Source organism: Aeromonas allosaccharophila (assembly GCF_000819685.1).
Lineage (GTDB): Bacteria > Pseudomonadota > Gammaproteobacteria > Enterobacterales > Aeromonadaceae > Aeromonas > Aeromonas allosaccharophila.
The window spans coordinates 16123-40697 of sequence record NZ_CDBR01000087.1; the positions used below are offsets into that span (position 1 = coordinate 16123).

General features: G+C 60.9%; 26 protein-coding genes. 15 read left to right on the forward strand and 11 right to left on the reverse strand.

The genetic code is table 11. The annotated features are described in order from the left end of the window. Window positions 1–63: 63 nt before the first annotated feature. Genes BN1115_RS15085 through BN1115_RS15095 form a run of 3 tightly spaced genes read right to left on the reverse strand, consistent with a single transcriptional unit; the run spans window position 64 to window position 2141 of the window. On the reverse strand, window positions 64–1323 hold the full coding sequence (locus BN1115_RS15085; protein ID WP_042061212.1) for a PTS ascorbate transporter subunit IIC: 1260 nt from the start codon (window positions 1321–1323) through the stop codon (window positions 64–66). 51 nt (window positions 1324–1374) lie between these two features. Then, window positions 1375–1662 carry a PTS sugar transporter subunit IIB gene (locus tag BN1115_RS15090; protein WP_042657794.1) on the reverse strand — a complete coding sequence of 96 codons (288 nt, stop codon included), beginning with the start codon at window positions 1660–1662 and terminating at the stop codon, window positions 1375–1377. A gap of 35 nt (window positions 1663–1697) precedes the next feature. Further along, a complete protein-coding gene (locus BN1115_RS15095; protein WP_033136381.1) occupies window positions 1698–2141 on the reverse strand; it encodes a PTS sugar transporter subunit IIA in 444 nt (147 codons plus the stop codon). A 251-nt stretch (window positions 2142–2392) separates the two neighbouring features. On the opposite strand from BN1115_RS15095, the gene BN1115_RS15100 reads away from it, so the two are divergent. From BN1115_RS15100 to BN1115_RS15110, 4 genes are all read left to right on the forward strand, one after another. Next, window positions 2393–3415 carry a LacI family DNA-binding transcriptional regulator gene (locus tag BN1115_RS15100; protein WP_042657795.1) on the forward strand — a complete coding sequence of 341 codons (1023 nt, stop codon included), beginning with the start codon at window positions 2393–2395 and terminating at the stop codon, window positions 3413–3415. Between the two features lie 32 nt (window positions 3416–3447). Then, window positions 3448–4428, forward strand: a complete 981-nt coding sequence (acuI, locus tag BN1115_RS15105; protein WP_042657796.1) for an acrylyl-CoA reductase (NADPH) — start codon at window positions 3448–3450, stop codon at window positions 4426–4428. 74 nt (window positions 4429–4502) lie between these two features. Further along, window positions 4503–4628, forward strand: a complete 126-nt coding sequence (locus BN1115_RS22900) for a hypothetical protein (protein ID WP_265328520.1) — start codon at window positions 4503–4505, stop codon at window positions 4626–4628. Between the two features lie 137 nt (window positions 4629–4765). Further along, window positions 4766–5098: a DUF2799 domain-containing protein gene (locus BN1115_RS15110; protein WP_042061170.1), complete on the forward strand. Its 333-nt coding sequence runs from the start codon at window positions 4766–4768 to the stop codon at window positions 5096–5098. Window positions 5099–5116: 18 nt separating this feature from the next. Here the strand turns inward: BN1115_RS15110 and BN1115_RS22345 are convergent, their stop codons facing one another. Both BN1115_RS22345 and BN1115_RS15115 read right to left on the reverse strand, forming a co-directional pair. Further along, window positions 5117–5281 (reverse strand): hypothetical protein, encoded by a 165-nt coding sequence (locus tag BN1115_RS22345; protein ID WP_098971330.1) that lies wholly within the window; start codon window positions 5279–5281, stop codon window positions 5117–5119. A gap of 112 nt (window positions 5282–5393) precedes the next feature. Continuing rightward, window positions 5394–5834 carry a flagellar basal body-associated FliL family protein gene (locus BN1115_RS15115; RefSeq protein WP_042657797.1) on the reverse strand — a complete coding sequence of 147 codons (441 nt, stop codon included), beginning with the start codon at window positions 5832–5834 and terminating at the stop codon, window positions 5394–5396. A 145-nt stretch (window positions 5835–5979) separates the two neighbouring features. Between BN1115_RS15115 and BN1115_RS15120 the strand changes: the two genes are divergently transcribed. Both BN1115_RS15120 and ubiA read left to right on the forward strand, forming a co-directional pair. Further along, window positions 5980–6516 (forward strand): chorismate--pyruvate lyase family protein, encoded by a 537-nt coding sequence (locus tag BN1115_RS15120; protein ID WP_042657798.1) that lies wholly within the window; start codon window positions 5980–5982, stop codon window positions 6514–6516. Further along, entirely contained in the window at window positions 6513–7382 is an 870-nt protein-coding gene (gene ubiA, locus BN1115_RS15125; RefSeq protein WP_082034865.1) for a 4-hydroxybenzoate octaprenyltransferase, read from the forward strand. The genes BN1115_RS15120 and ubiA overlap by 4 nt, the downstream gene beginning before the upstream one ends. Window positions 7383–7544: 162 nt before the next feature. Here the strand turns inward: ubiA and plsB are convergent, their stop codons facing one another. Further along, entirely contained in the window at window positions 7545–9968 is a 2424-nt protein-coding gene (plsB, locus tag BN1115_RS15130; protein ID WP_042657799.1) for a glycerol-3-phosphate 1-O-acyltransferase PlsB, read from the reverse strand. Between the two features lie 204 nt (window positions 9969–10172). Between plsB and lexA the strand changes: the two genes are divergently transcribed. From lexA to BN1115_RS15150, 4 genes are all read left to right on the forward strand, one after another. Continuing rightward, window positions 10173–10796: a transcriptional repressor LexA gene (lexA, locus tag BN1115_RS15135; RefSeq protein ID WP_033136389.1), complete on the forward strand. Its 624-nt coding sequence runs from the start codon at window positions 10173–10175 to the stop codon at window positions 10794–10796. Window positions 10797–11279: 483 nt separating this feature from the next. After that, window positions 11280–11495: a hypothetical protein gene (locus BN1115_RS15140; protein WP_019446524.1), complete on the forward strand. Its 216-nt coding sequence runs from the start codon at window positions 11280–11282 to the stop codon at window positions 11493–11495. Window positions 11496–11703: 208 nt separating this feature from the next. Further along, the gene (locus tag BN1115_RS15145) at window positions 11704–12330 is read left to right on the forward strand and encodes an SCO family protein (protein WP_042657801.1); all 627 of its coding nucleotides are present in this window, start codon (window positions 11704–11706) and stop codon (window positions 12328–12330) included. A 74-nt stretch (window positions 12331–12404) separates the two neighbouring features. Continuing rightward, entirely contained in the window at window positions 12405–13694 is a 1290-nt protein-coding gene (locus BN1115_RS15150; RefSeq protein ID WP_082034866.1) for an MATE family efflux transporter, read from the forward strand. A gap of 13 nt (window positions 13695–13707) precedes the next feature. Here the strand turns inward: BN1115_RS15150 and trmL are convergent, their stop codons facing one another. The 3 genes from trmL to BN1115_RS15165 form a co-directional block, all read right to left on the reverse strand. Further along, the gene (gene trmL / locus BN1115_RS15155) at window positions 13708–14172 is read right to left on the reverse strand and encodes a tRNA (uridine(34)/cytosine(34)/5-carboxymethylaminomethyluridine(34)-2'-O)-methyltransferase TrmL (protein ID WP_042657803.1); all 465 of its coding nucleotides are present in this window, start codon (window positions 14170–14172) and stop codon (window positions 13708–13710) included. A 74-nt stretch (window positions 14173–14246) separates the two neighbouring features. Further along, window positions 14247–15617 (reverse strand): ATP-binding protein, encoded by a 1371-nt coding sequence (locus BN1115_RS15160; RefSeq protein WP_082034867.1) that lies wholly within the window; start codon window positions 15615–15617, stop codon window positions 14247–14249. Continuing rightward, window positions 15599–16294 (reverse strand): response regulator, encoded by a 696-nt coding sequence (locus tag BN1115_RS15165; RefSeq protein WP_042657804.1) that lies wholly within the window; start codon window positions 16292–16294, stop codon window positions 15599–15601. Before BN1115_RS15165 ends, BN1115_RS15160 begins: the two co-directional genes overlap by 19 nt. Window positions 16295–16379: 85 nt before the next feature. Here BN1115_RS15165 and fieF point away from each other — a divergent pair, with 85 nt between their 5' ends. The 4 genes from fieF (at window position 16380) to BN1115_RS22580 (ending at window position 19836) form a co-directional block, all read left to right on the forward strand. Beyond that, window positions 16380–17291 (forward strand): cation efflux pump FieF, encoded by a 912-nt coding sequence (fieF, locus tag BN1115_RS15170; protein WP_042061152.1) that lies wholly within the window; start codon window positions 16380–16382, stop codon window positions 17289–17291. 8 nt (window positions 17292–17299) lie between these two features. Beyond that, window positions 17300–18079, forward strand: coding sequence for a serine O-acetyltransferase (gene cysE / locus BN1115_RS15175; protein ID WP_042061151.1), 780 nt, complete (start codon window positions 17300–17302; stop codon window positions 18077–18079). Between the two features lie 20 nt (window positions 18080–18099). Further along, the gene (locus BN1115_RS15180) at window positions 18100–19380 is read left to right on the forward strand and encodes a hypothetical protein (protein ID WP_042657805.1); all 1281 of its coding nucleotides are present in this window, start codon (window positions 18100–18102) and stop codon (window positions 19378–19380) included. Window positions 19381–19626: 246 nt separating this feature from the next. Then, on the forward strand, window positions 19627–19836 hold the full coding sequence (locus BN1115_RS22580) for a cell division protein ZapB (protein ID WP_033136398.1): 210 nt from the start codon (window positions 19627–19629) through the stop codon (window positions 19834–19836). A 72-nt stretch (window positions 19837–19908) separates the two neighbouring features. Here the strand turns inward: BN1115_RS22580 and elbB are convergent, their stop codons facing one another. Beyond that, window positions 19909–20559, reverse strand: coding sequence for an isoprenoid biosynthesis glyoxalase ElbB (elbB, locus tag BN1115_RS15190; protein WP_042657810.1), 651 nt, complete (start codon window positions 20557–20559; stop codon window positions 19909–19911). 400 nt (window positions 20560–20959) lie between these two features. On the opposite strand from elbB, the gene polA reads away from it, so the two are divergent. Further along, window positions 20960–23722 (forward strand): DNA polymerase I, encoded by a 2763-nt coding sequence (gene polA / locus BN1115_RS15195; RefSeq protein WP_042657806.1) that lies wholly within the window; start codon window positions 20960–20962, stop codon window positions 23720–23722. An 88-nt stretch (window positions 23723–23810) separates the two neighbouring features. On the opposite strand, the gene BN1115_RS15200 is transcribed toward polA, so the two are convergent. Further along, window positions 23811–24350, reverse strand: coding sequence for a gamma carbonic anhydrase family protein (locus BN1115_RS15200; protein WP_042657811.1), 540 nt, complete (start codon window positions 24348–24350; stop codon window positions 23811–23813). Window positions 24351–24575: the final 225 nt, after the last annotated feature.

The window sequence follows — 24575 nt, forward strand, 5'->3', positions numbered from 1 at the left end:
GATGGCCAGTCATAAAAAAACGGAGCGCGATGCGCTCCGTTTTGTTGTTGGCGGTTGCCGGGATTAGCGAACGATCAGCCCCAGCAGGATGCCCAGCACGCCGAAGTCGGAGTCGCTGAAGGTAGTGTTGGCAAAGCCGAGGTCGCCCAGCACCGGCAGCAGGAACACCGGCAAAATGGTGAGCAGCAGCAGGCCGTTGGCGAAGGAGCCCAGAATGGCACCACGACGGCCACCGGTGGCGTTGCCGAATACCCCGGCAGCGGCGCCGACGAAGAAGTGCGGCACCACGCCCGGGATGATGACGGTCAGCCCCATCACATAGAGCAGTGCCATCCCCACCAGACCGGCGGCAAAGCTCGACAGGAAGCCGATCAGTACGGCGTTGGGGGCGTAGGGGAAGACGATGGGGCAGTCGAGCGCCGGTTTGGCGTTCGGCACCAGCTTGTCGGAGATCCCCTTGAAGGCCGGCACGATCTCGGCGATGACCATCCGTACACCCTGCAGGATGACGTAGACGCCTGCCGCGAAGGTGATGGACTGCATCAGGGAGAACATGAACCAGTGCTTGCCCTTGGCGACGCTGGTGACAAACTCGGGGCCAGCGAAGGCGGCAGTCACCAGGAAGATGATGCCCATGGTGAAGGAGATGGCCACCGGCGTGTCGCGCAGGAACAGCAGGCTCTTGGGCACCTGCACATCTTCACAGCTGTGGGCCTTGTTGCCGAACTTGGCGCCGATCAGGGCGGAGAGCACGTAGGAGCAGGTGGAGAAGTGGCCCAGCGCCACGTCATCGGAACCGGTGATCTGCTTCATGAAGGGGTGGGCGATGGCCGGGAAGAAGACCATGGCAACACCGACTACCAGACTGCCGACCGCGATCAGCGGCACACCGCTCATGCCACCGGCAGATAGGATTACGGCCACCATCATCGACATGAACAGGGTGTGGTGACCGGTCAGGAAGATGAATTTCCACGGGGTCAGACGGGCGATCAGGATATTCACCAGCATGGCGAAGAACATGATCATCGCCATCTCCTTGCCGAACGAGGTCTGGGCGATGGAGACGATGGCTTCGTTGTTGGGCACAACGCCCTTGATGCCGAAGGCGTGCTGGAAGATGACGGCGAAGTCACCCAGCGAGTTGATCACCAGGGTGGCACCGGCCCCCAGAATGACGAAACCCATGATGGTCTTGACCGTGCCCTTGATGCACTCGGTCACCGGTTTCTTCTGGGCAATCAGGCCGATAAGCGCGATCAGGCCGACCAGCACGGCGGGCTCGGACAGCACGTCAAACATCAGAAAATTGAAAAATTCCATGGTCAGCTCCTGGCAATGGAAGATGCGGCCCGCAGGCCGCATGGAGGATTCTTAGAGGGCACCCAGTTCGCGCAGGGCGGTGGAGAGCTGCTCTTTCATCGCGACCTTGTCGACCATGTTGGCGAGGCTCACCAGTCGGCCATTGACGCCCATGGATTGCAGCTGCTCGGCGATGTCGCGGGTGGCGATAAAGATCTCGGCGGTTTCGCTACCGGCGGAGGCCAGATCGCGGTGATCCACTTCGGCGGTGACCGCCAGCTCTTTCAGGATGCTCTTGATGCTCATTTCCATCATCAGGCTGGTGCCCAGACCGTGACCGCATACAACCAGAATTTTCATTGTCTCTTCCTCTGTCAGGTGCGCCGTGGCGCAGATCAGTAGCGCGCCAGAATGCGCAGGATGTCGTCTTTGGTGTCGGCCGCGATGATGGCCGCCACGTCCTCTTCATTCATAAACAGCTCGGCCAGCTGGGCGATGGTCTCCACGTGGGAGTTGCTGTCGCTGGCAGCCAGGGTGATCAGCAGCTGGATCGGGTCGTTGCCCTCGGAGTCGAAGTTGACCCCCTGCTTGATGACGGTCAGCCCCAGACCCAGCCGGTTGACTCCGTCCTCGGGGCGAGCGTGCGGCATCGCCAGACCGGGGCCCAGCACGTAGTAGGGGCCGAGCTCTTCATGAGAGCGAAACAGCGCCGCCACGTAGGAGGGCTCGATGGTGCCATTGGCCAGCAGGGGCGCTGTGGCCAGCTCGATGGCGTGGCGCCAGTCGCGGGCGGCGGGTTCGATGCGGATGACATCCTCGGTCAGCAGTTGAGTCAGCATGGTGGTGATCCGGCTAGTTAAGATGGGGCCAATCTATCGATCTTGCGGTGGTGAAACTGTGAGGCTGATCCCGAAAGTTAGCGCTATCAGATAGCGCTAACATGAAACTGTGATAGCGCTATCACTTCATCCATTAACGGGAGTCATCTTGCCCCCGTGATCCGGGAAAGAGGGTAGAATCGGCCCTGAGCAAATAGTCAGTGCCGCACTTTTGCCTTAAAGTGGGCAGCCGCAAGTCGAGGATGGGATGGATGTCAGAAGCAAAGAAGCGCCGTAGCACGGGTCGGGTGACCCTCAACGATGTGGCCCAGCTGGCCGGCGTGGGAGCCATGACGGTCTCCCGTGCCCTGCGCACGCCGGAGATGGTCTCCGACAAGATGCGCGAACGCATCGACGCCGCGGTGGAAGAGCTCGGCTACATCCCCAACCGGGCGGCCGGGGCGCTGGCCTCTGCCACCTCCCAGACCATCGTAGTGATCGTCCCCAGTCTGGCGGAAGCGGGCTGTGGCGAGATGATCGCTGGCCTGCAACAGACCCTGCTCGACGAGGGTTACCAGATCATGCTGGGGGATGCCCAGCATCTGAAGCAGCAGGAAGAGCGCCTGCTGACCAGCTTTTTGCAGCACAATCCGGCTGCGGTGGTGCTGTTTGGTGGCGATCCCGGCGAGACGATCCGTACCCGCCTGAAAGCCTCCCGCCTGCCGGTGGTGGAAGTGGGCGCCATGGCGCGCAGCCCCATCGACATGAATGTGGGTGTCTCCAACTTCGATGCCGGTTATCAGCTCACTCGCCACCTGATCGAGCGGGGCTACCGCAACATCGGCTTTCTCTGTGCCCGTCAGGAGCAGTGGATGCTGCAACAGCGGATGCAGGGCTGGCAGAAAGCGTTGCTCGACAACTACCTCTCCCCCGATGCCATCATCAACACCTCGGAGCGGCCCAGCTTCAGCACCGGTGCCACCATGCTGGGAGAATTTCTGCTGCGCTGGCCCGAGCTGGACGCGCTGATCTGCGTCAACGACGAACTGGCGGCCGGGGTGCTGTTCGAGTGCCAGCGTCGCCATTTGAATGTGCCGGGCAAACTCGCCATCGCCGGATTTGACGATCTGGATGTGGCGCGTGCCTGTTATCCGACCCTTACCTCGGTCAGGATCCCCTATCGAAAAATGGGGCAGGAGGCCGCCGAGCTGATCCTGCGCCAACTGGCCGGGGAGCCCGTGATGGGCACCGCGCTGGCCCTCGATTTTCAACTGCAAAAGCGCCAAAGCAGCTGATCCCCGTTTCACACGTCATCAAAGAGGCAACCATGTTCAAGGCTCTGTTACTGGAAAACCAAGACGGCAAGACTGTTCCAACCCTGACCCGACTGACCGAGAGCCAGTTGCCGGAAGGTGAGGTGCGGGTTGCGGTCGCCTACAGCTCGATCAACTACAAGGATGGGCTGGCCATCACCGGCAAGGGCAAGATAGTGCGTCAGTGGCCGCTGGTGCCCGGCATCGACTTTGCCGGTACCGTGCTCGAATCTGCCGACAGCCGCTATCAGCCCGGTGATAAGGTGGTGCTGACCGGTTGGGGCGTGGGCGAAGGTCACTGGGGCGGCATGGCCGAACAGGCGCGGGTCAAGGGGGACTGGCTGGTGCCGTTGCCCGCCGGGCTGGATGAGCGGCAGGCCATGTGCATCGGTACCGCCGGTCTCACCGCCATGCTCTGCGTGCTGGCACTGGAAGAGGCGGGTATTAATCCCGCAAGTGGCGAGGTGCTGGTCACCGGTGCGGCAGGCGGCGTGGGCTCCACCTCGGTTGCCCTGCTGGCAGCCCTTGGCTATCAGGTGGCGGCGCTGACCGGTCGTCCGGAAGAGCAGGGCGTCATGCTGACTGCGCTGGGTGCCAGCCGCATCGTGCCGCGCAGCGAACTGCTGGTGCCCGCCAAGCCGCTGGAGAAGCAGCTGTGGGCCGGTGCTATCGACACCGTTGGCAGTCAGGTGTTGGCCAAGTTGCTGGCCCAGATGAACTATGGCGGCGCCGTGGCAGCCTGCGGGCTGGCAGGCGGTTTCGATCTGCCGACCAGCGTGATGCCCTTTATCCTGCGCAATGTGCGACTGCAGGGTGTCGATTCGGTGATGTGCCCATTTGAACGTCGCCAACTGGCGTGGCAGCGACTGGCGCGGGATCTGCCCGCCAGCTTCTTCGAACAGGCGGTTACCGAGATCGGGCTGGAGCAGGTAGTGGAGGCCGCCGAGGCCATCACGCTGGGCCAGATCGCCGGTCGCACCCTGGTCAAACTTTGAACGCTCTCTGACTGGCGAGCCTGACAATTCCGGATAAAATTGGAGTGCGGGTGAACTATCCAAGGAGAGTGAAGATGGGTGGACACAAGCCGGATTACGACTCCTCTGATGATGAGTGGGATCCGGAATCCTGGGAAGAAGAGCTGGATCAGTGGGAAGATGAAAGCTGGCAGGATGATGACCCTTTCGATGACCAGTGAACCACAGCATGAATGAACAGGCGGGCTTTGAGCCCGCCTGATTTTTTTTGCCGCGCTCACACGGCTGAGTGTTGGCCCTTGGTCAGGGCCGGGCCGCTGGGTAGAATGAACTGCCCAAATGACACTCAAGGATGACTATGCGACTCACCATCATATTGTTGGCTGCCCTGCTGGGTGGCTGTGTCTCCAACGATGATCCCTGCGAGAAGGTGTGGAGCGAGGTCGGGGAGGCGGATGGCAAGCTGGGCTTCACCGCCGAGCGGGTCGAGTTCCATCAGGGCCAGTGCGGCAAAAAGGTGGATACCGAACTGTGGGAGCAGGGGCGCCAGAAGGGGTTGGCATGGTATTGCCGCCCCGAGCATCTCTATCTGGCTGGCCGTTCCGGCGAGGAGTATCGCGGCGTTTGCCCGAATGATATCCAGGCGCGCAGGCTGTTCGAGCAGGGGCGTCAGGGGTGGACCGATCAATAACGCCCAGGCAGGGAGGGGTTACTCCTCTTTCAAGCGCAGCGGCTGGCAGAGGTAACCCTTGTCATTGGCGCTGCGGGCGCACTTGCCGCAGACAAACTTGGGTTTGCGGACTATCTTGCGCAACGCCTTGAGATCGGTGGGGATCTCGTGACGGCGCCATTCACAAAGGGTTTTGCTGCCCATAACGACTACCTCTACGACTCGACGGCCGTATTGTAATCGATTTTCATTTCGAATAAACCGGCAAAGCTCGCTTATTGGTCGATATACCAATAAGCGACTGTTTCGGTAGGGATTACTGGTAGAGGAACTTGGTGAAGATGAGCTCGCGCACCGCTTTCTTGCCGGTCTCTTTCACCAGCAGTTCGTTGACCTTGGTCTCGCACTCCTTGCGCAACTCTTCGCGGCTGACCAGGGATTTAATCTGCTCGGCGCTCTTGCTGCCCATCAGGCGGATGATGGTATCGCGGATCAGTGGGTCATGCTGCTCCAGTAGCTTGAGATCGGCCTCGTTCTCCGCCATCAGCTCCACCGTGACCCGGATATAGCCGAGGGTTTTGCCATCGCTCAGATAGTTGGTGATGATGTCGGGATCGAGCGCGTGGTAGGAGAAGCCCGGTTTGGCGGCCGCGGCCGCTTCTTCTCCCTCTGCGGGCGGCTCTTCTTCGGATGAGGCCTGCACATGCAGCGCACCACAGCTCAGTAACAACACCAGCAGAATTTTGAAGATCTTCATATAGATGGCTCATCAGCAAGAGATAACCCATTTTTGATGTTGCCATCGGGGCCGTCAAGCACGGATGTTCTTACATTTCGCTATTGATTTACGGATAATAAACCGGATTTTAACCTGAACACGGAAATCTCTGGATGGTGAAGCTGTGAAGTCCGAGTTGACTGTTCCCCTCACGCCGTTAAGCGGGTGGCTGGCCCCCGAATGTTGCGAGTTGCCCGCCAGCTTGCGCCCTTGGCTGCTGGAGTCCGGCTCCATGACCCGGCGGCTGCGTCAGCACAATCGTCACTTTTCGGTGGAGTGGCTGGGCAATCACCCGGTCGCCCTCACTGCCGATGAGCAGTGGCTGGTGGATTCGGCCTCGCCGGTCGGTACCTGCCGCAAGGTGATCCTGCATGGGGATCAGGGGCCCGCCGTGCTGGGCTGGACCCTGTTTGCCGATGGCGCGCTGCAAGAGAGCGGCATTGCCGAGCTGGGCGAGCAGCCGCTGGGTGAGCGGGTATTTAGCCATGAGCCTGCCCGCCGCGATCACCTGCTGCTGGCCCGTTTCGATATCGCCGCCAATCCCCGGTGCCCTGCCGCCACTGTCTGGGGGCGTCGTTCCCGTCTGTTTCTGGGGCAGTGGCCACTGCTGGTGCACGAGCTGTTTCTGCCCTCTCTCGTCTGTGACAAGGAGCTGGAGTGAATCTGTTAACCAAGGAGCGGGGACTGGCCTACATGCAGTTGGCCCGCGTCGACAAGCCCATAGGCACTCTGTTGCTGCTGTGGCCAACTTTGTGGGCGCTCTGGCTGGCCGCCGGTGGCCTGCCTAATCTCTGGGTGCTGACCGTGTTTGTGGTCGGGGTCTTTCTGATGCGCTCGGCCGGGTGCGTGATCAACGACTATGCGGATCGCAACTTCGATGGCCACGTCAAACGAACCGCTGGTCGGCCCTTGCCCACGGGCAGAGTCAAACCATGGGAGGTGCTGGCGCTCTTCTTCGTGCTGGCAATTATCTCGTTTGCTCTGGTGCTGACCATGAATCCGCTCACCATCGGCCTGTCGTTTGTCGGCCTGCTGCTGGCGGTGAGTTACCCCTTCATGAAGCGCTTTATCTCCAACCCCCAGCTGGTGCTCGGGATGGCCTTCTCCTGGTCGATCCCGATGGCCTATGCGGCGCAGGCGGATGCCCTGCCGCTGGTGGCCTGGCTGCTCTTCTTCGCCAACCTGCTCTGGACGGTGGCTTACGACACCCAGTACGCCATGGTGGATCGGGATGACGACCTCAAGCTCGGCCTCAAATCCAGCGCCATCCTGTTTGGCCGCTACGACAAGCGGATCATCGGCGCGCTGCAACTCTCGGCACTGCTGCTGTTGCTGGCGGTGGGGCATCTGATGGCGCTGGGTGGCTGGTATTACTGGGGTTTGCTGGGGGCGGCGGTGCTGTTTGTCTATCAGCAGCGGCTCATTCGCGAGCGGCAGCGAGAAGCCTGCTTCCAGGCGTTTCTCAACAACAACTATGTGGGGGCGCTGGTGTTTGCCGGTCTGGTGCTCGACTACCTGCTGGCGTGATAATGTACTGAGTCACGCTGAATAAAAAAGAGGGGCGCGTGTTGGGGGGCTGTTGTTTGCCGGTCTGGTACTCGGCTACACACTGCTGACGCGATAGCGCGCTGAGTAACACTGGATAAAAATAAGGCCGCACGATGCGGCCTTCTTTGTTTGCGTTGCAGATTAGAGCTGGTTGCCCGCCTGAATGGTACGGCGGATCTTGTTGCTCAACAGCGGCACTATGTTGTCGGCCAGCGCCTGGAAGCGGCCGAGATCCGGTTTGCACTCGGGGGAGAGGTAGCCCTCCTTGCGCAAGGTGTGGATCAGGGTGCTGAACAGCTTCTGGTCGAAGAACTCGGGGGCGTTGATGCCGTGCAGGGTGCCGAGGCGCTCTGCCATCATCAGGCCGTCCGCCTCTAGCTGCTCAGCTTCGATGTGAGGCTGGGCCAGCACTCGGGTCAGCACGATGGCGTAGCGTTGCAGGGTCTCCTGAATGCTCTCCGCCAGCAGCAGCAACCGCATCTGGTTGGCCGGATTGACCCAGTAGCCGTCATCACGGGTCTCGATCAGCTGCTGGGTCTGCAGGGCATCGAGCAGGCTGTCGACCAGCGCCGGCAACTCGTCCTCTTCATAACGCAGGAACAGCTCGGTTTTGAGCAGCGGATAGATGTCGATGCAGCGGGCCATGATCTCGCTGCGGGAGATCCCCTCGCACCGTTCGATTAAGGCCGCCACCAGAGAGGGGATGGCGAACAGGTGGAGGATGTTGTTGCGGTAGTAGGTCAGCAGGATCGCCTGATAGCGGTCCAGACTGATGATCTGCCCCAGCTTGTCCTCGCTCACCTCGAACTTGTTGAGCTCCATCGCCTGATCCAGCAGGGTCCTAGCATCCTCATCCGGAATGGTGCTCTGCGGGCTGTAAGGCACCGCCTTGAGCAGATCCAGATAGGTGTTGAGCTGGGCCTGCAACTCGTCACGGGTCAGGGCGTGGCGCTCGGCGGCCAGCAGCGCCAGCGCGCTCAGGGTCAGGCCGTTGACCGCGGCCGCATCGTTGATGCGGGTCATCAGCAGTTCGGCCAGATCGTTGACGGTGCCCGCCATCCACTCCGGACGCTCCTCTTCCCCGATGTGTTTCTTCCAGTCGGGGATATGTTCACTCAGGTAGCTGTTGAGGGTCAGCGGCTCGCCGAAGTTGACGAAGCCGCGGCCGTAGTTGCGCAGCTTGCGCAGGATGCCGAGCACCTGCAGGAAGCTCTCCTTCTCCTTGCGGCTGCCCTTGAGCTCGTTGTGGTAGGTGTTCACCTCCATCACGTGCTCGTAGCCCAGATAGACGGGCACCAGAGTGACCGGTCTGTCCAGCCCGCGCATCATCGCCTGCAGGGTCATCGCCAGCATGCCGGTCTTGGGTGGCAGCAGACGGCCGGTACGGGAGCGGCCGCCTTCGGTGAAGAACTCCACCGAGTAACCCTTGGCAAACAGCAGGTTGAGGTATTCACGGAACACCGTGCTGTAGAGCGGGTTGCCCTTGAAGGTACGGCGAATGAAGAAGGCGCCACCGTGGCGGAAGATGGGGCCCGCCGGCCAGAAGTTGAGGTTGATGCCTGCCGCGATATGGGGCGGCACCATCCCCTGGTGGTAGATGACGTAGGAGAGCAGCAGATAGTCCATGTGGCTGCGATGGCAGGGGACGTAGACGATCTCGTGCCCCTCCTGCGCCAGCTGGCGTACCTTCTCGGCGCCATTGACCGACAAACCGCGATAGAGCTTGTTCCACAGCCAGCCGAGGAAGCTCTCACCCAGGCGGATCAGCCGGTAGGAGAAGTTGGAGGCGATCTCGTCCATGTAGCTATGGGCGCGCTTTTGCGCCTTCTCGAGGCTGATGCCCTCGCGCTGGGCTTCTTCTTCAATCGCCTGCTGGATCACCGCGGAGTCGAGCAGCTGTTTGAACAGCAGGTTGCGGTTCGGCAGTTTCGGGCCGGTGGCGGCCAGCTGCTGACGGCTGAAGTGGGTACGGGCAACTCGCGCCAGCTTGTGGGCGATGGCCTCGTCGGTGCCGTGCTTGTCGGCCATATGACGCAGGGAGAGCGGCGGCGAGAAGCGCACCAGATTCTCGCGACCCTTGAGGATCACGATAAGCGCCTTCTTCAGCCGGTTTGGCGCCAGACTGCTGATGATGTTGAGGCCGGAGGCTTCTTCTCCCTCCCGACCCGGAGCGCGGCCCCAGAACAGGGTGACGGGCACCACCTGAATATCCAGTTCGGGATCCTGCTTGTGCAGATCCAGCAGCTGGTGGAACTCCTGCAGGAAGGGGAGCGGCTTGCTGCGTTTGCCAAACAGGGGAGGCGGACGATCCAGACAGACATAGCGCGGCAGCAGCTGGCCGTTAAGTTCCAGCGGCGTGAAGGGGCCGGGCAGCCCGAGATCCTCGCAGCACTGCTGCAGGGTCATCAGGTCGGTGATCGAACTGGTTTTCAGGGCATAGACGATGGGTCTGGCCGGATCCAGATTGAGTTCTGTGATGGGATTTTCCGGCAGGCTCTTGTGATTGACCAAGCCGCTGACCGGCCATTGCAAGATGGCTCTGGAAATCTTCTGTCCTAGGGACATGTGCGTCTGCTCTCCAAAAAAATGCGGCGTGAGCATAGCAAATCGGCAGCCCCTTGTCGCCGAGAGGTACGATGAGTCGGCTGCGCAGGATCAAAACAGCAGTAAATGAGGGGTTGGTTGCGACAAATGTCAGCTGCGCCTTGCCTTGGCCACTGCACTGTATATACTGCCAGTGTGCTGTATAAAAAGACAGGTGCCAATGCTATGAAACCCCTTACCCCCCGCCAGGCCGAAGTGCTGGAGCTGATCAAGGTGAACATGAGCGAGACCGGCATGCCGCCGACTCGTGCCGAGATTGCCCAGAAGCTTGGTTTCAAGTCGGCCAATGCGGCCGAAGAACATCTGAAGGCCCTGGCCAAAAAAGGGGTCATCGAGATCATGCCGGGCACGTCCCGCGGCATTCGCCTGTTGCTCGAAGAGGAAGAGGTGCTGGAAGAGAGTGGCCTGCCGCTGATCGGCAAGGTGGCCGCCGGTGAACCCATCCTGGCGCAGGAGCATATCGAGAGCCACTATCAGGTGGATCCCGCCCTGTTCCATCCGCGCGCTGATTTTCTGCTGCGGGTGCAGGGGATGAGCATGAAGAACATCGGTATTCTGGATGGCGACCTGCTGGCGGTGCACAAGACCCAGGAGGTGCGCAACGGTCAGGTGGTGGTCGCCCGTCTCGATGAGGATGTCACCGTCAAGCGCTTCCAGCGCAAGGGCAGTCAGGTATGGCTGCTGCCGGAGAATGAAGAGCTCGCCCCTATCGAGGTGGATCTCTCCTGCCAGCAGCTCACCATCGAAGGGCTGGCGGTCGGGGTGATCCGCAACGCCGACTGGATGTAATCATCCCTGCCAACTGCATTTGCCACACGGCCTCCTTCGGGAGGCTGTGCTGTTTCTGGCGCACTTTCCCTGTCATATCAAACAGATCATCGGCGGCAGCATTTTGTCCCGCGGGATCGGTTACCAATCATCCATTTCAGATATATGCTCAGATCAGTGCCCTGTCGCCGAGATGGGGCTTGGCGCCTCCCTCTGGCAACCGCAATGCGCCATGACGGGAGGGGCGGTAACAACGAGAATCGGGCAGTACACCTTCACGGGATATGAAGGGGGAGTGGGGAGATCCCGAGCCTGGTCGGGCAAAGGGGACCACTCGTAGTGGTTGCAGAGAGTCGTGACGGGCCTGACGCCAGTTCAGGCCGACGAAGCAACATGACCTGTCGGTCAAGGAGGACTGGTATGGCATCAAGATCGCCATGGGATTCAGAGGCTGCGGCTGCGCCAGCGGAATCGTCAATCACCCGTTTTGTCAAAGGTAGCCGGATGACCTGGTTCTACGGTCTCTGGTTGCACCATCGTGGGTCGCACTGGACGCTCTGGCTGGGATGCCCGAAAGAGAAGGTGGTGCGTCTGGTGCTGCTGTTCAAGCGAGGTCACGGCGATCGCCAGGGGGAAGAGGGCTGGCTGGCCCCCGTCATTCCCATCGGCGTGCGTGCCATCGGCAAGATGTTGCAGCAGGGGCGCAACGCTCGCCCCTGAGCAGAAGATACAAACAAATGCACCGATAACCGGCACCCGAAGTGCCGGTTTTTTTATGGCCGCAACTGGCGATCAATTGCGCCAAATGGTCGACTCCTGACAGGGTGTTGCACAAGGTTGACCCCCCTTGGTGGCTCGCTGGGGTACAATGCCCCCTCTTGTCCGGTCACTGCTGGCCATCTGCCTCGAACTGAAAGGGTCTCTTGTTATGATGAAGCTCCGCTATCCCCTGCTCTTTCTGCTGCTGACAGCCTGTCTGATCCTTGCGTTCTGCGCCACGCAGCCAGAGCAGCCACAGCAGGCCGACTACTATCCGGCGGGGCGGGACATCAACGATTTTGCCTTTACCGATGCGGACAACCAGCCGTTCACCCCTGCCAACCTGAAGGGGCATTGGACCTTCCTGTTCGTCGGTTACACCTTCTGCCCCGATATCTGCCCCACCACCCTGGCAGATATGCGATCCGTTTATGATCAGTTGAAGAAGATGGCGCCCGACAGTCAGGTGGTGTTTATCTCGGCGGATCCCCAGCGTGACGACATTCCCCGTCTCAAGACCTATACCGCCTTCTTCAATCCCGAGTTCAAGGCGGCCACCGCCCCCCACGACAAGCTGTTCCCGTTTGTGCGTAATCTGGGGCTGATCTACTCCATCGCCAATCAGGGGGAGAAGGATTACCTGATCGATCACTCCGCCTCCATCGTGCTCATCAATCCCACGGGCAAGCTGCAGGCGGTATTCCGCCCACAAGTTGCGCCGGGTCAGGTGCCACGGGTGCAGATGGCCACCATGCTCTCTGACTTCTCCCGCATTCTGAAGCTGACAGGCCACTGAGCGTGACCCCATCTGTTGCCCCCTGGTGGCGAGATCCCTCTCGCCACCGCGCTGTTTTTGCTCTTGCCCTGCCCATGGTTTTCTCCAATATCACCACCCCCTTGCTGGGGCTGGTGGACACCTGGGTGATCGGTCATCTCGGTCAGGCCTGGTTTCTGGGGGGCGTGTCGGTTGGCGCGACCCTGATCAACCTCATCTTCTGGCTGCTCGGCTTTTTGCGAATGTCGACCACCGGGCTGACGGCGCAGGCGCACGGCGCCGCCGACGGCCGTGCCCAGCTCGATACCCTGCTGCGGGCGCTGGGGCTGGCCATTGCCCTCGGCCTGGCGTTGCTGTTGTTGCTCTTCCCCCTGTTGCCACGGCTGATCGCCCTGAGTGGCGGCTCGGCCGAGGTGCAGCTCTATGCGGGCCAATACGTCGCGCTGCGGATCTGGAGCGCCCCGGCGGCGCTCTGCAATCTGGTGATCATGGGTTGGCTGTTGGGGATGCAGGATGCCCGCAGCCCCATGGTGATGCTGATCCTCACCAATCTGGTCAACATGGCGCTCGATGCCCTGTTTGTGCTGGGGCTTGGCTGGCAGGTGCGGGGTGTGGCGGCGGCCTCGGTCATGGCGGATTACTGCGCGCTGGCGGCCGGGATCTGGCTGGTGCGCCGTCAGCTGCGGCAACTGGCACCGACGGTGTGGCAGGATGGCTGGCAGCGCTGGCGGCAACTTGCCCCCATGGTGCGGCTGCTCGGCCTCAACTGCGATATCTTCCTGCGCTCCCTCTGCTTGCAGCTCTGTTTCGCCTTTATGACCCTGCAAGGGGCGCGGCTGGGGGATGTGGCGGTGGCCGCCAATGCGGTGCTGCTCAACTTCCTGATGCTCATCTCCTACGGGCTCGATGGTTTTGCCTATGCGGTGGAGGCCATGGTGGGGCGAGCCATCGGTCAGCGGGATCGGCAGAAACTGCGGGAGGCCATCGTGCTCAATCTGGGCTGGGCCGCCCTCATCGCCATTGGTTTTACCCTGGTGTTTGCCCTCTTTGGGGCCCACCTTATCGGCTATATCACCGACATTCCGGCCGTGGTAGCGGAGGCACATCGTCAGCTTCCCTGGCTGATCGCCATGCCGTTGCTGGCAGTCTGGTGTTTCCTGCTGGATGGCGTATTCATCGGGGCGACTCGGGCGCGGGAGATGCGCAACAGCATGTTGCTGGCCGCGTTTGGCGGCTTCTTCCCGATCTGGTGGCTCTGTCAGTCGTGGGGCGTGGCCGCGTTATGGGCGGCGATGGCGGCGCTGATGGTGGGGCGCGGTCTGTCGCTGGGGGTTACTTGCTGGCGGCTGGAGCGCAGCGGGCATCTGCTCGACGCCCGCCACTGAGCCGCGATGACGCTTACATAGCGCCGTCGTAGCCGAGCTGGCGCCAGCTCTCGTAGACGAACACAGACACCGCGTTGGAGAGGTTCATGCTGCGGCTCTGGGGCACCATCGGAATGCGCAGCCGCTGCTCGAATGGCAGGCTCTCGATGATCTCGCTGGGCAGGCCGCGACTCTCCGGGCCAAACAGCAGGGCATCGCCAAGTGCATATTGTGCTGCCGAGTGCGCGGTGCGCCCCTTGGTGGTGCAGGCAAACACCCGCTTGGGCGCCACGGCAGCCAGAAAAGCCTCATAGCTTGGCCAGCGCTTCACCTCGGCAAACTCGTGATAGTCGAGTCCCGCCCGCTTTACCCGCTTGTCATCCCACTCAAATCCCAGCGGCTCGATCAGATGGAGCCGGTAACCGGTATTGGCGCAAAGCCGGATGATATTGCCGGTGTTGGGCGGAATTTCCGGCTGGTAGAGGACGATATCGAGCATGACGAGTTCCTGCAAAGAGATGTAAAGCCAAGAAGGGGCGCCAGCATACCCAGCGCCCGTCCGGATGAAAAGGATCAGGCGATGGGCAAGCGGATGGTGATGGTCAGCCCGGTGGGGTGATTGTTGCTGGCCGCAATGGTGCCGCCGTGGCGCTGGATCGCCTCCGAGGCGATGGCCAGCCCCAGCCCGGTGCCGCCAGTCTTGGCGTTGCGGGCGTCATCGACCCGAAAGAAGGGCTGGAACAGCAGCGCCTGCTGCTCGTCAGGCACCCCGGGGCCGTCATCCCGAATGGTCATCACCCACTCCTGCCCCTCCCGATACCAGTCCACCTTGATGAACTCGCGGGCATATTTGAGGGCGTTGCGCAGGGGGTTCTCCACCGCCCTGGCCAGCAGCTCGGGCCACATCTGGATCGACTCGGCGGGCAGCGGCGGCAGTCTGAGCTGCTTGCCGCTCTGGTTCGCTTCGAACATGGCATCTTCGAGGATGGGTTCCAGCAGGTCGGCCAGCGGGTGCATCACCGGCGCCTCCACATGCTGCTGCACCCGCGACAGATCCAGCAGATCGCCGATCAGCTTGTCCAGCCGCCCGATCTCCGATTCGATCCGCGCCAGCTCGGCGCTGTCACCCTGCTTGCGGCGGATCAGCGCCTGCGCCAGCTGCATCCGGGTGAGCGGGCTGCGCAGCTCGTGGGAGATATCGGAAAGCAGCTGTTTCTGCTTCTGGATCATGCTCTTGAGCGTCTCCACCATGCGGCTGACGTTATCCGCCAGCTGGCCGATCTCGTCGCCCCGTCCCAGATTGGGGATCTGCACCTCCAGATTGCCGGCAGCCAGCTGGGAGACCGACTTCTGCAGTTGCAGGATGGGGCGGGTCAGCCGCCATGCGAGCAGCAGGCAGAGCGGGGTGCTGACCAGCATCGAGATGCCCAGAATGCGGATCGGGTGATCCAGCACCTGAATGAACAGGAACAGGTAGGGGTTTTCGGCATTGAGGCCGAAATAGACGTGATAGCGATGGCCGTGGTGTTCCATCAGGAAGGGGCCGGCGATCGCCTTGCGATCCTCGTTGCCCAGCATGGGGTTGGCCGGGTCGTCGGCATCCACCATGAAGCGCACCACGAACTTGCGCGGATGGGTGGTGGACTGGATCTGTCCCCGCTCATCGCGCAGATAGACGTTATCCACCGGCAGCATGGCGATATTGTCCATCGCCTTGGCCAGATCGAAATCCTGATCCGGATCGGCGGCGTTGAGCAGGGCCTGAACATTATTCTGCATCCGCGCCACTTCGTGGGTCGGCAGCGGGATCTGGTTACGGGGATCCAGGGTCGGCAGGCTGATCACGGCGGCCAGGATCACCAGCAGCATGAGCCAGAACCAGAGGAAGATGTGGGTCGAGATCCCGTTGAGGGAGCTGATGCGCTCTATTCTTGCTCTAGCCACAGGTAACCGCGCCCCCGTACGGTTTTGAAGCGGGGCTGGCCATCGGTGCGGTCCGGCAGCTTCTTGCGCAGGTTGCTCAGGTGCATGTCGATGGCCCGATCGAAGGGTTCCAGCTTCTTGCCCAGCACCTGCTCGGAGAGATGACTCTTGCTGACGATCTGACCGGGATTGCGCAGCAGGCACTCCAGCAGGCCGAACTCTGTGGCGGTCAGCTCCAGCAGCTGTTCGCCGTAGCGGGCCTGCTGCAGGCCGGGTTGCAGCACGATATCCATGAAGTGCACTTCGTCGGAGGAGTTGCCGCGCTGGGGCGGGGCGCTCTGGGTGCGGCGCAGGATGGCGCGCACGCGGGCCAGCAGCTCCCGATCATCGAACGGCTTGGCCAGATAGTCGTCGGCGCCTGCCTCCAGACCGTTGACCCGATCCTGGCTGTCACCGCGGGCGGTCAGCATCAGCACCGGGGTGTCGTGGGTCTTGCGCAGCTTGGTCAGCATGGCAAAGCCGTTGAGCCTGGGCATCATCACATCCAGCAGCACCAGATCGAAGCTCTGCTCCGCCAATCGTTGCAGCCCCTCTTCACCATCCTCGGCGACCGTGACCTGAAATCCCTCCAGGGTCAGAATTTCGGTGAGCAGTTGGGTCAATTCAAGATCGTCGTCGACCAGGAGTATTCTGTTCATCTGGTGTTATTCCGCAGATTTTCGCGCCAAACTGACGCCGGGGTCAGGGTATAATAAGTTTTTCATCGCCAGAGGAAAGCCGGTTTTGAGCCATCAACAATATTCCCGTTGGGTTACCTTTGCCAGCATGGCGGCGGTCACCACCGCTACCCTGCTGATCATCGGCAAACTGATCGCCTGGCTGATGACCGACTCGTCGACCCTGCTGGCATCGCTCACCGACTCCTTCATGGATGTGAGTGCCTCCATCATCAACCTGCTGGCCATTCGCTATGCGCTGGCCCCCGCCGATGACGAACACCGTTTCGGTCACGGCAAGGCGGAGTCGCTGGCGGGGCTCATTCAGTCGGCCTTTATCTCCGGTTCTGCGTTGCTGCTGGTGATGCACGGTATCTCGTCGCTGCTCAAGCAGGCGCCCATCGAGCGGCTGGAGGCGGGTCTCTGGGTCAGCGGTGGCTCCATCGTGCTGACCCTGCTGCTGGTCAGCTTCCAGAGCTTGGTCATTCGCAAGACCAACAGCGTGGCCATCAAGGCCGACATGCTGCACTACCGTTCCGATCTGCTGCTCAATGCCGGTGTCTTGCTGGCGCTGGTGCTGGCGGGGCAGGGGTGGTACTGGGCCGACGGCCTGTTTGCCATCCTGATCGGGCTGTTCCTGTTGTGGGGGGCGGGACACATCGGCTACGAGTCGGTGCAGGCGCTGCTCGATCGTCAGTTGCCAGCCGAAGAACAAGCGAGAATAATGGCGCTCTGCTGTGCCGTAGAAGGTGTACACGGCGTACATGACCTGCGCACCCGTCAATCCGGGCCGACCCGATTCGTACAGTTGCATCTGGAACTGGATGATCAGATCCCCCTGGTCAAGGCCCATCAGATCGCCGATGAAGCCGAACTGGCGGTACGCCAGGCATTCGAGCGGATGGATGTCATCATCCACATGGACCCCATCTCGGTGCTGACAAAAGAACAACAGAGCCCTCACCCAGAACAACAGTAGGCTGCAACATGGATGAACTGGTTGCCAAAACCTGGCACAAAATTCAGCAAGAAGCACAGTGCATGGCGGCCCAGGAGCCGATGCTGGCCAGCTTCTTCCACTCCACCATTCTCAATCACAAGAATCTGCGATCGGCCCTCAGCTTCCAGCTGGCCAACAAGCTCGACAGCGCCACCATGCCCGCCATCGCCCTGCGCGAGGTGATCGAGCTGGCGCTGCGCAGCGAACCCGAGCTGCTGGCGGTGGTGGCGGCCGACATCTGCGCCGTGCAGGAGCGGGATCCGGCGGTCGATCTCTTCTCCACCCCGTTGCTCTACCTCAAGGGGTTCCATGCCCTGCAGGGTTATCGGGTCGCCAACTGGCTGTGGCGTCAGGGGCGCCGCTCGCTGGCGCTCTATCTGCAAAACCAGATCTCGGTGGTGTTCGGGGTGGATGTGCACCCGGCCGCCCGTATCGGCAAGGGGATCATGTTTGACCATGCCACCGGCATCGTGGTTGGCGAGACGGCGGTGATTGAAGATGATGTATCCATCCTGCAGAGCGTGACCCTTGGCGGTACCGGCAAGGAGAGCGGCGATCGCCATCCCAAGATCCGCGAAGGGGTGATGATAGGGGCGGGCGCCAAGGTGCTCGGCAATATCGAAGTGGGCATGGGCGCCAAAATCGGCGCAGGCAGCGTGGTGATCAACCCGGTGCCGCCGCACACCACGGTCGCTGGCGTCCCTGCCAAGATCGTCGGCCGTCCGGAGTGCGACAAGCCTTCACTGGATATGGATCAGTGTCTCTGATCTCCTGACCGGAGGCGTCGATGGCCAAACGCTGGTCGGGTTATCTGATACTGGGGATGTGGCTGCTCAACCTGCTTCATCTCTATCTGGGACTCTCCCCCTGGCCCGCGGCCATTGCGGCCTGGGGGGCGTCACTGCTCACCTGGCCCTGGCTGGTGGGTGCCGCCAAGCGGCAGGCGCTGGCCCTTTATGGTGCCGCCCTGCTTCTGCTCATCTTCTCCTGGTGGCGGGGGGCGACCCTCAGCGCCGGTGACTGGCTGCTGCCCAACATCAATATGCTCACCATGTTTGCCGCGGTGAGCACCCTCAATCTTGCAACGTCCGGCCTGCTGACCGGCACCACCTCATGGACCGGGCGCAAGGGGTTGTGGAGCACCATGGCCAGCCTCAATCTGCTGGGGGCGGTCATCAACCTCTCGGTGCTGTTCATCATCGGCGATCGGCTGGAGCGCAATGGCACGCTGGAGCGGCGTCAGGTGATGGTGCTTAGCCGGATCTTCTGTGCCGCCGCCTTCTGGTCACCCTTCTTTGTCGCCATGGCGGTGGCGCTGACCTATGCGCCGGGTTTGCAGCTCTCCCATATTCTGCCGTTCGGGATCCTCGCCGCCTTGCTGGCGATGGGACTGACTGCCTGGCAGGTGGAACGGATCGGGGTGGCCGACTTTGCCGGTTATCCGCTGCGGCTGCAGACGCTGGGGTTGCCGGTCACGCTGGCGCTGCTGGTACTGCTCATCAAGCAGATCTGGCCCCAGCTCGGCATTCTGGCGGTAATCGCGCTGGTGGCCCCGCTGCTGGCGCTGCTCTTTATGTCGAGGGTCGGGCGCAAGGCGGCCCTCAAGCGGCAGGTGGTGGAGCGCTTTCCCGCCATCGGTGGCCAGCTGGTGTTGTTTCTGGGGGCCGGTTTGCTGGCGGCAGGCATCAACAGTGCGCTGTCGGTCATCGATCTCGGCGCTGGCCACGGCCTGCCACTGTTCAACCATTTTGGCTGGCTTGAAGCATCCCTCACTCTGCTGCTGATCCTGGTGGTGGCCATCGTCGGAGTGCATCCGCTCATCAGTATCTCCGGGCTGGCGCCGCTGCTCTGGCCGCTGGCGCCGGATCCCAGCCTGCTCGGCATGTGTTTCCTGCTGGGGTGGGGGCTTGCCACCGGCACCAGTCCGCTCTCCGGATCCAATCTGGCGTTGGCTTCCCGTTACAACCTCAGTGCCGGGCTGATCCTGCGCTGGAACCTGCTCTACGGCCTGCTGATGTATGTCGTCGCCTGTCTGTTGCTGGGGGCTTATATCGCCTTGCAGGGATAACGGCGGTACTGTCGGGAGGGCGCCAATAATGCGCGGGTGGCGGGGTCTTTTACGCACGGCTCAGTGCGTTGTCGCGGCTCTGGCGCAGGATGCGAGAAAAATAGACGCATATTTAGACAATACATCTATGGAAGGCGCATTTTACAGCGCACTGGCTTGTTTGTGCCGATGCGCTCGGGGTATGCTGGCTTCACGCGCTTGAATCGCCCTCTGTGGGGCATCGCAATTGAACAAACAGGTATGCATATGTCACTAGAAGTCCTTGAGCAACTCGAATCCAAAGTACAATCCGCCGTCGATAACATCTCCCTGCTGAAGATGGAGCTGGACGAGCTGAAAGAGCAGAACAGCAAGCTGCAAGACGAGAACCATCAGCTGCGCAACGAGCACGTTGCATGGCAGGAGCGTCTGCGTGCCCTGCTGGGCAAAATGGATCAGATGGGCGAAACCATCTAATTCATCGCCTTCAGGCAGAATTGAAAACGGGCCGCTCCATGAGCGGCCCGTCTGTTTTTGGCGGGGCGGGGATTACAGCGCCAGCAGCTGTTTGACCGTCTTCTCGATACCGTCTGCCGCTTCCACAATGTTGTTAGCCAGCATGTAGGCGGGGGTGGAGATCACCTTGCGCTCCTGATCCACCACGAACTCGTTGACCGGGCAGTTGAGATGGCTGCCGCCCATCACCTCGATGGCGTTGGCGGTGCCCTCGTCATGGCCGATGGTCGCCAGCGTTCCGGCGCCATAGATCAGCGGGATCATGGCGGGCGCGATGCAGATATAGGCGGCCGGTTTGTTGGCTTTGGCAAAGCTCTGGCACGCTTTCAGCACATCGGGCTGGATCTGGCACTCGGCGCCCCGGATGGCGAAGTCGCACAGGTTTTTGGCCGCGCCAAAGCCGCCGGGCACCAGCAGCGCGTCGTAATCGGCCGCATCCAGCTCGGCCACATCCTTGATCTGGCCACGGCAGATGCGGGCCGCTTCGACCAGCACGTTGCGGCTCTCTCCCTCGCTCACTTCACCGGTCAGGTGGTTGATCACATGAAGCTGCGCCACGTTCGGGGCGAAGCACTGGACGGCGGCTCCCTGACGGGCCAGCGCCAGCAGGCTGATGACGGCTTCGTGGATTTCAGCTCCGTCAAAGACACCGCAGCCACTCAAAATCACGGCCACTTTTTTCATGGCAAACTCCTCGTTGTTGAAAATGTGAGCCAAGATGGATTGTTGTACTTTTGTATGGTTATCGCTCGCCATCCGCTGGTCAAGTCATCTTGCTGTGCTAGGATTGTTTCGTTTTGGATCCTGCCGTACCTACTCCCTTAAATCTTTTTCCACATTGATCGAGATCATTCTAACTGTCTTGCGATCGGTTTTTGCGATCTCAATATATTGTTTTTAATGGATTTTTATATTCTTATGCACAGCTTTGTCACTGTGCGCTCTGATGCGCCCCATTTTTGAACACAGAGTTATCCACAGCTTGAGTCCCTTCATCAGGCGCTTTGTGCTGTTGCTGCGCCCCTTGGTGTGAGGGGGGCCCTGTGGCATCCTAGCGGCTGTTTATCTCTGGCAGGACGATTTCATGGCCCCTAGCAATCCCCTTATTCTGGTCGACGGCTCCTCTTATCTTTACCGCGCCTTCTTCGCCTCCCAGCAGGCCGATCTGCGCACATCGACCGGTTTGCCGAGCGGCGCCGTCCGTGTCATGGCCAACATGATGCGCAGCCTGCGCAAGCAATATCCTGACTGTCATGTGGCCGTGGTGTTTGATGCCAAGGGCAAGACCTTTCGCGACGACATCTATCCCGAGTACAAGGCGACCCGTGCCAGCATGCCGGACGATCTGCGCAGCCAGGTCGCCCCCATCCACCAGATGATCAAGGCGATGGGCTTCCCCTTTTTGATGGTCGAAGGCGTCGAGGCGGATGATGTGATCGGCACCCTGGCCCGTCAGGCGACCGAGAAACAGCTGCCGGTGCTGATCAGCACCGGCGACAAGGACATGGCGCAGCTGGTCTCCGACCATGTCACCCTGATCGACACCATGAAAGATGTGAAGACCGATCGGGAAGGGGTGATCGAGAAGTTTGGCGTGCCGCCCGAGCTCATCATCGACTATCTGGCCCTGATGGGTGACAAGGTCGACAACATTCCCGGTATGACCGGTGTCGGCGAGAAGACCGCACTGGCCCTGCTGCAGGGGATCGGCAGCATCGACGAGATTGCCGCCAACCTCGACAAGGTGGCCGCGCTCGGCTTCCGAGGCTCCAAGGCGTTCGCCGACAAATTCCGTGAGCAGGAGGAGCAGGTTCGTCTCTCCTATCGACTGGCGACCATCAAGACCGATGTCGAACTGGAACAGAGTCTGGAGCAACTGAAGCTCCAGCCGGTCGACAAGGAGTCCCTGCTGGCCGTCTATCGCGAATACGAGCTGCGCAACCTGATCAAGGAGCTGGAGTCCGGTGGTGAAGAGGGGGCCGGGCAGGAAGAGGCTGCTGATGGTGCTGCGGCTACCGCTCCCGCTGCCACCATCGAAACCGACTACCGCTGCATTCTGGACGAAGCCGAGTTTGACGGCTGGCTGGAACAGCTGAAAGCGGCACCGCTGTTTGCTTTCGATACCGAAACCACCAGTCTCGACTATATGGAGGCGCGGATCGTCGGCGTCTCCTTCGCCGTCGAAGCGGGCAAGGCCGCCTATGTGCCGTTTGGCCATGACTATCTCGGGGCGCCGGTACAGCTGAGCGAAGCTGTGGTGTTGGGCAAGCTCAAGCCGTTGCTGGAAGATCCGACCCGTCTCAAGGTGGGGCAGAACCTCAAGTACGACCGCAACGTGCTGCTCAACCACGACATCGACCTGCAGGGTATCGCCTACGACACCATGCTCGAATCCTATGTGCTCAACTCCACCGCCAGTCGTCACGACATGGACTCGCTGGCCAAACGCTATCTCGGGGTCGAGACCACCTCCTTTGAAGATATCGCGGGCAAAGGGGTGAAACAGCTCACCTTCAACCAGATCGAGCTGGAGCAGGCCGCTCCCTATGCGGCAGAAGATGCCGATATCACCCTGCGTTTGCACCAGACCCTGTGGGGTCAGCTGGAGGCCGTGCCGGGCCTCGCCAAGGTATTCGGTGAGATCGAGCTGCCGCTGCTGCCGGTACTGGCGCGGATGGAGTTGCTCGGCACTACCATCGATCCCAAGCTGCTGCACCAGCAGAGTCAGGAGATCGAAGTGCGGTTGGCGGAGCTGGAGAAGCAAGCCCATGAGCTGGCCGGACAGGAGTTCAACCTCTCCTCGCCCAAGCAGCTGGGGGAAATCCTCTTCACCAAGCTGGGCTTGCCGATCATCAAAAAGACTCCGAAGGGGGCTCCGTCCACCGCAGAAGAGGTGCTGGCCGAGCTGGCGGAGACCTACGAGCTGCCGCGTCTCCTGATGGAACATCGCGGTCTGGCCAAGCTCAAGTCCACTTATACCGACAAGCTGCCGTTGATGATCAAGCCGCAGACCGGGCGGGTACACACCTCCTATCATCAGGCGGTGGCGGCTACGGGCCGTTTGTCATCATCTGATCCCAACCTGCAGAATATCCCGGTACGCAACGAGCAGGGGCGCCGGATCCGTCAGGCCTTTATTCCGAGCGCTGGCTACAAGCTGGTGGCGGCGGACTACTCCCAGATCGAGCTGCGCATCATGGCGCACCTCTCCGGTGACAAGGGGTTGCTGACCGCCTTTGCCGAGGGTAAGGACATCCACAAGGCGACGGCTGCCGAGGTATTCGGCGTGGCGCTCGATGCGGTCACTACCGACATGCGCCGCAGCGCCAAGGCGATCAACTTCGGCCTCATCTACGGCATGAGTGCCTTTGGTCTGGCCAAGCAGCTGGGGATTGGTCGTGCCGAAGCGCAGAAGTACATGGACCTCTACTTCGAACGTTACCCGGGCGTGCTGGAATATATGGAGCGCACCCGCCAGCAGGCGGAAGCCCAGGGCTATGTCGAGACTCTGTTTGGCCGCCGCCTCTATCTGCCGGACATCAAGTCCCGCAACGCCGGTCTGCGCAAGGCTGCCGAGCGGGCCGCCATCAACGCCCCGATGCAGGGCACTGCTGCCGATATCATCAAGCGCGCCATGATCAATGTGGACAGCTGGATCCGCGGTATCGAGGATGAGTCGATCCGTATGCTGATGCAGGTACACGATGAACTGGTGTTCGAGATCCGCGAAGAGAAGCTGGAGGAGTACACCGCCATCATCAAGGAGAAGATGTCGGCCGCTGCCGAACTGCATGTGCCGCTGGTGGTTGAAGCGGGCACCGGCGACAACTGGGATCAGGCCCACTGATTTCCGGTCAGCCGTTCTGCACAGCTATATAGCTATATAAGAAGCGAAGCCCGGCATCATGCCGGGCTTCCTGTTTCTGCCTGCCCTATCAGGTCTCTTGCAGATACTCATCCTTGAGCAGGACATAGTTGTCCGCCGAGGTTTTGAGAAACGCGATTTCGGCGGGTTTGAGCGGACGAGCCTGTTTGACGGGATTACCTATATATAGAAAGCCCGATTCGAGTCGCTTGCCTGGTGGCACCAGCGAACCTGCGCCGATCATCACATCATCTTCAACCACGACGCCATCAAGCAGAATGGCACCCATGCCGACCAGCACCCGGTTGCCGATGGTGCAGCCGTGCAACATCGCCTTGTGACCCACAGTGACATCTTCACCGATCAGCAGCGGATAGCCGTCAGGATTGCCAGCACTCTTGCGAGTCAGGTGCAGCACAGTGCCATCCTGAATATTGCTGCGGGCGCCGATGCGGATATGGTTCACATCCCCCCGTGCCGCCACCATGGGCCAGATGCTGGCATCGTCGGCTAGTTCGATATCGCCCACCAGTGTCGCGCAGGGATCTACATATACTCGTTTGCCCAATTGCGGGCGTTTTCCCTTGTAGGGTCTCAGTCGCAAGTCCATCTTGGCCTCCTTGTTTTCGGCCATTCTAGCAATCCGGAACCTGTTTCTGTGGATAAGTTTGTATAAAAGCTGTGGTTGGATATGAATAACTAAAAAAGTGCCCTTTTTTGCAATTTTATTGCCGATGAGGGGTTGCCAGAAAGAATCTGTTCCCTATAATGCGCCTCCATCGACAGGGCAAGCGGCAACGCAAAGCCTGAGTCGATAACCTCGAAAAGCCTTTGA

Excerpts from the sequence above, each read along its gene's own strand:
- BN1115_RS15085 (WP_042061212.1), bottom strand. The coding sequence starts at position 1,323 with ATGGAATTTTTCAATTTTCTGATGTTTGACGTGCTGTCCGAGCCCGCC.
- BN1115_RS15090 (WP_042657794.1), bottom strand. The coding sequence starts at position 1,662 with ATGAAAATTCTGGTTGTATGCGGTCACGGTCTGGGCACCAGCCTGATG.
- BN1115_RS15095 (WP_033136381.1), bottom strand. The coding sequence starts at position 2,141 with ATGCTGACTCAACTGCTGACCGAGGATGTCATCCGCATCGAACCCGCC.
- BN1115_RS15100 (WP_042657795.1), top strand. The coding sequence starts at position 2,393 with ATGTCAGAAGCAAAGAAGCGCCGTAGCACGGGTCGGGTGACCCTCAAC.
- acuI (WP_042657796.1), top strand. The coding sequence starts at position 3,448 with ATGTTCAAGGCTCTGTTACTGGAAAACCAAGACGGCAAGACTGTTCCA.
- BN1115_RS22900 (WP_265328520.1), top strand. The coding sequence starts at position 4,503 with ATGGGTGGACACAAGCCGGATTACGACTCCTCTGATGATGAGTGGGAT.
- BN1115_RS15110 (WP_042061170.1), top strand. The coding sequence starts at position 4,766 with ATGCGACTCACCATCATATTGTTGGCTGCCCTGCTGGGTGGCTGTGTC.
- BN1115_RS22345 (WP_098971330.1), bottom strand. The coding sequence starts at position 5,281 with ATGGGCAGCAAAACCCTTTGTGAATGGCGCCGTCACGAGATCCCCACC.
- BN1115_RS15115 (WP_042657797.1), bottom strand. The coding sequence starts at position 5,834 with ATGAAGATCTTCAAAATTCTGCTGGTGTTGTTACTGAGCTGTGGTGCG.
- plsB (WP_042657799.1), bottom strand. The coding sequence starts at position 9,968 with ATGTCCCTAGGACAGAAGATTTCCAGAGCCATCTTGCAATGGCCGGTC.
- lexA (WP_033136389.1), top strand. The coding sequence starts at position 10,173 with ATGAAACCCCTTACCCCCCGCCAGGCCGAAGTGCTGGAGCTGATCAAG.
- BN1115_RS15140 (WP_019446524.1), top strand. The coding sequence starts at position 11,280 with ATGACCTGGTTCTACGGTCTCTGGTTGCACCATCGTGGGTCGCACTGG.
- BN1115_RS15145 (WP_042657801.1), top strand. The coding sequence starts at position 11,704 with ATGATGAAGCTCCGCTATCCCCTGCTCTTTCTGCTGCTGACAGCCTGT.
- BN1115_RS15150 (WP_082034866.1), top strand. The coding sequence starts at position 12,405 with ATGGTTTTCTCCAATATCACCACCCCCTTGCTGGGGCTGGTGGACACC.
- trmL (WP_042657803.1), bottom strand. The coding sequence starts at position 14,172 with ATGCTCGATATCGTCCTCTACCAGCCGGAAATTCCGCCCAACACCGGC.
- BN1115_RS15165 (WP_042657804.1), bottom strand. The coding sequence starts at position 16,294 with ATGAACAGAATACTCCTGGTCGACGACGATCTTGAATTGACCCAACTG.
- cysE (WP_042061151.1), top strand. The coding sequence starts at position 17,300 with ATGGATGAACTGGTTGCCAAAACCTGGCACAAAATTCAGCAAGAAGCA.
- BN1115_RS15180 (WP_042657805.1), top strand. The coding sequence starts at position 18,100 with ATGGCCAAACGCTGGTCGGGTTATCTGATACTGGGGATGTGGCTGCTC.
- BN1115_RS22580 (WP_033136398.1), top strand. The coding sequence starts at position 19,627 with ATGTCACTAGAAGTCCTTGAGCAACTCGAATCCAAAGTACAATCCGCC.
- elbB (WP_042657810.1), bottom strand. The coding sequence starts at position 20,559 with ATGAAAAAAGTGGCCGTGATTTTGAGTGGCTGCGGTGTCTTTGACGGA.
- polA (WP_042657806.1), top strand. The coding sequence starts at position 20,960 with ATGGCCCCTAGCAATCCCCTTATTCTGGTCGACGGCTCCTCTTATCTT.
- BN1115_RS15200 (WP_042657811.1), bottom strand. The coding sequence starts at position 24,350 with ATGGACTTGCGACTGAGACCCTACAAGGGAAAACGCCCGCAATTGGGC.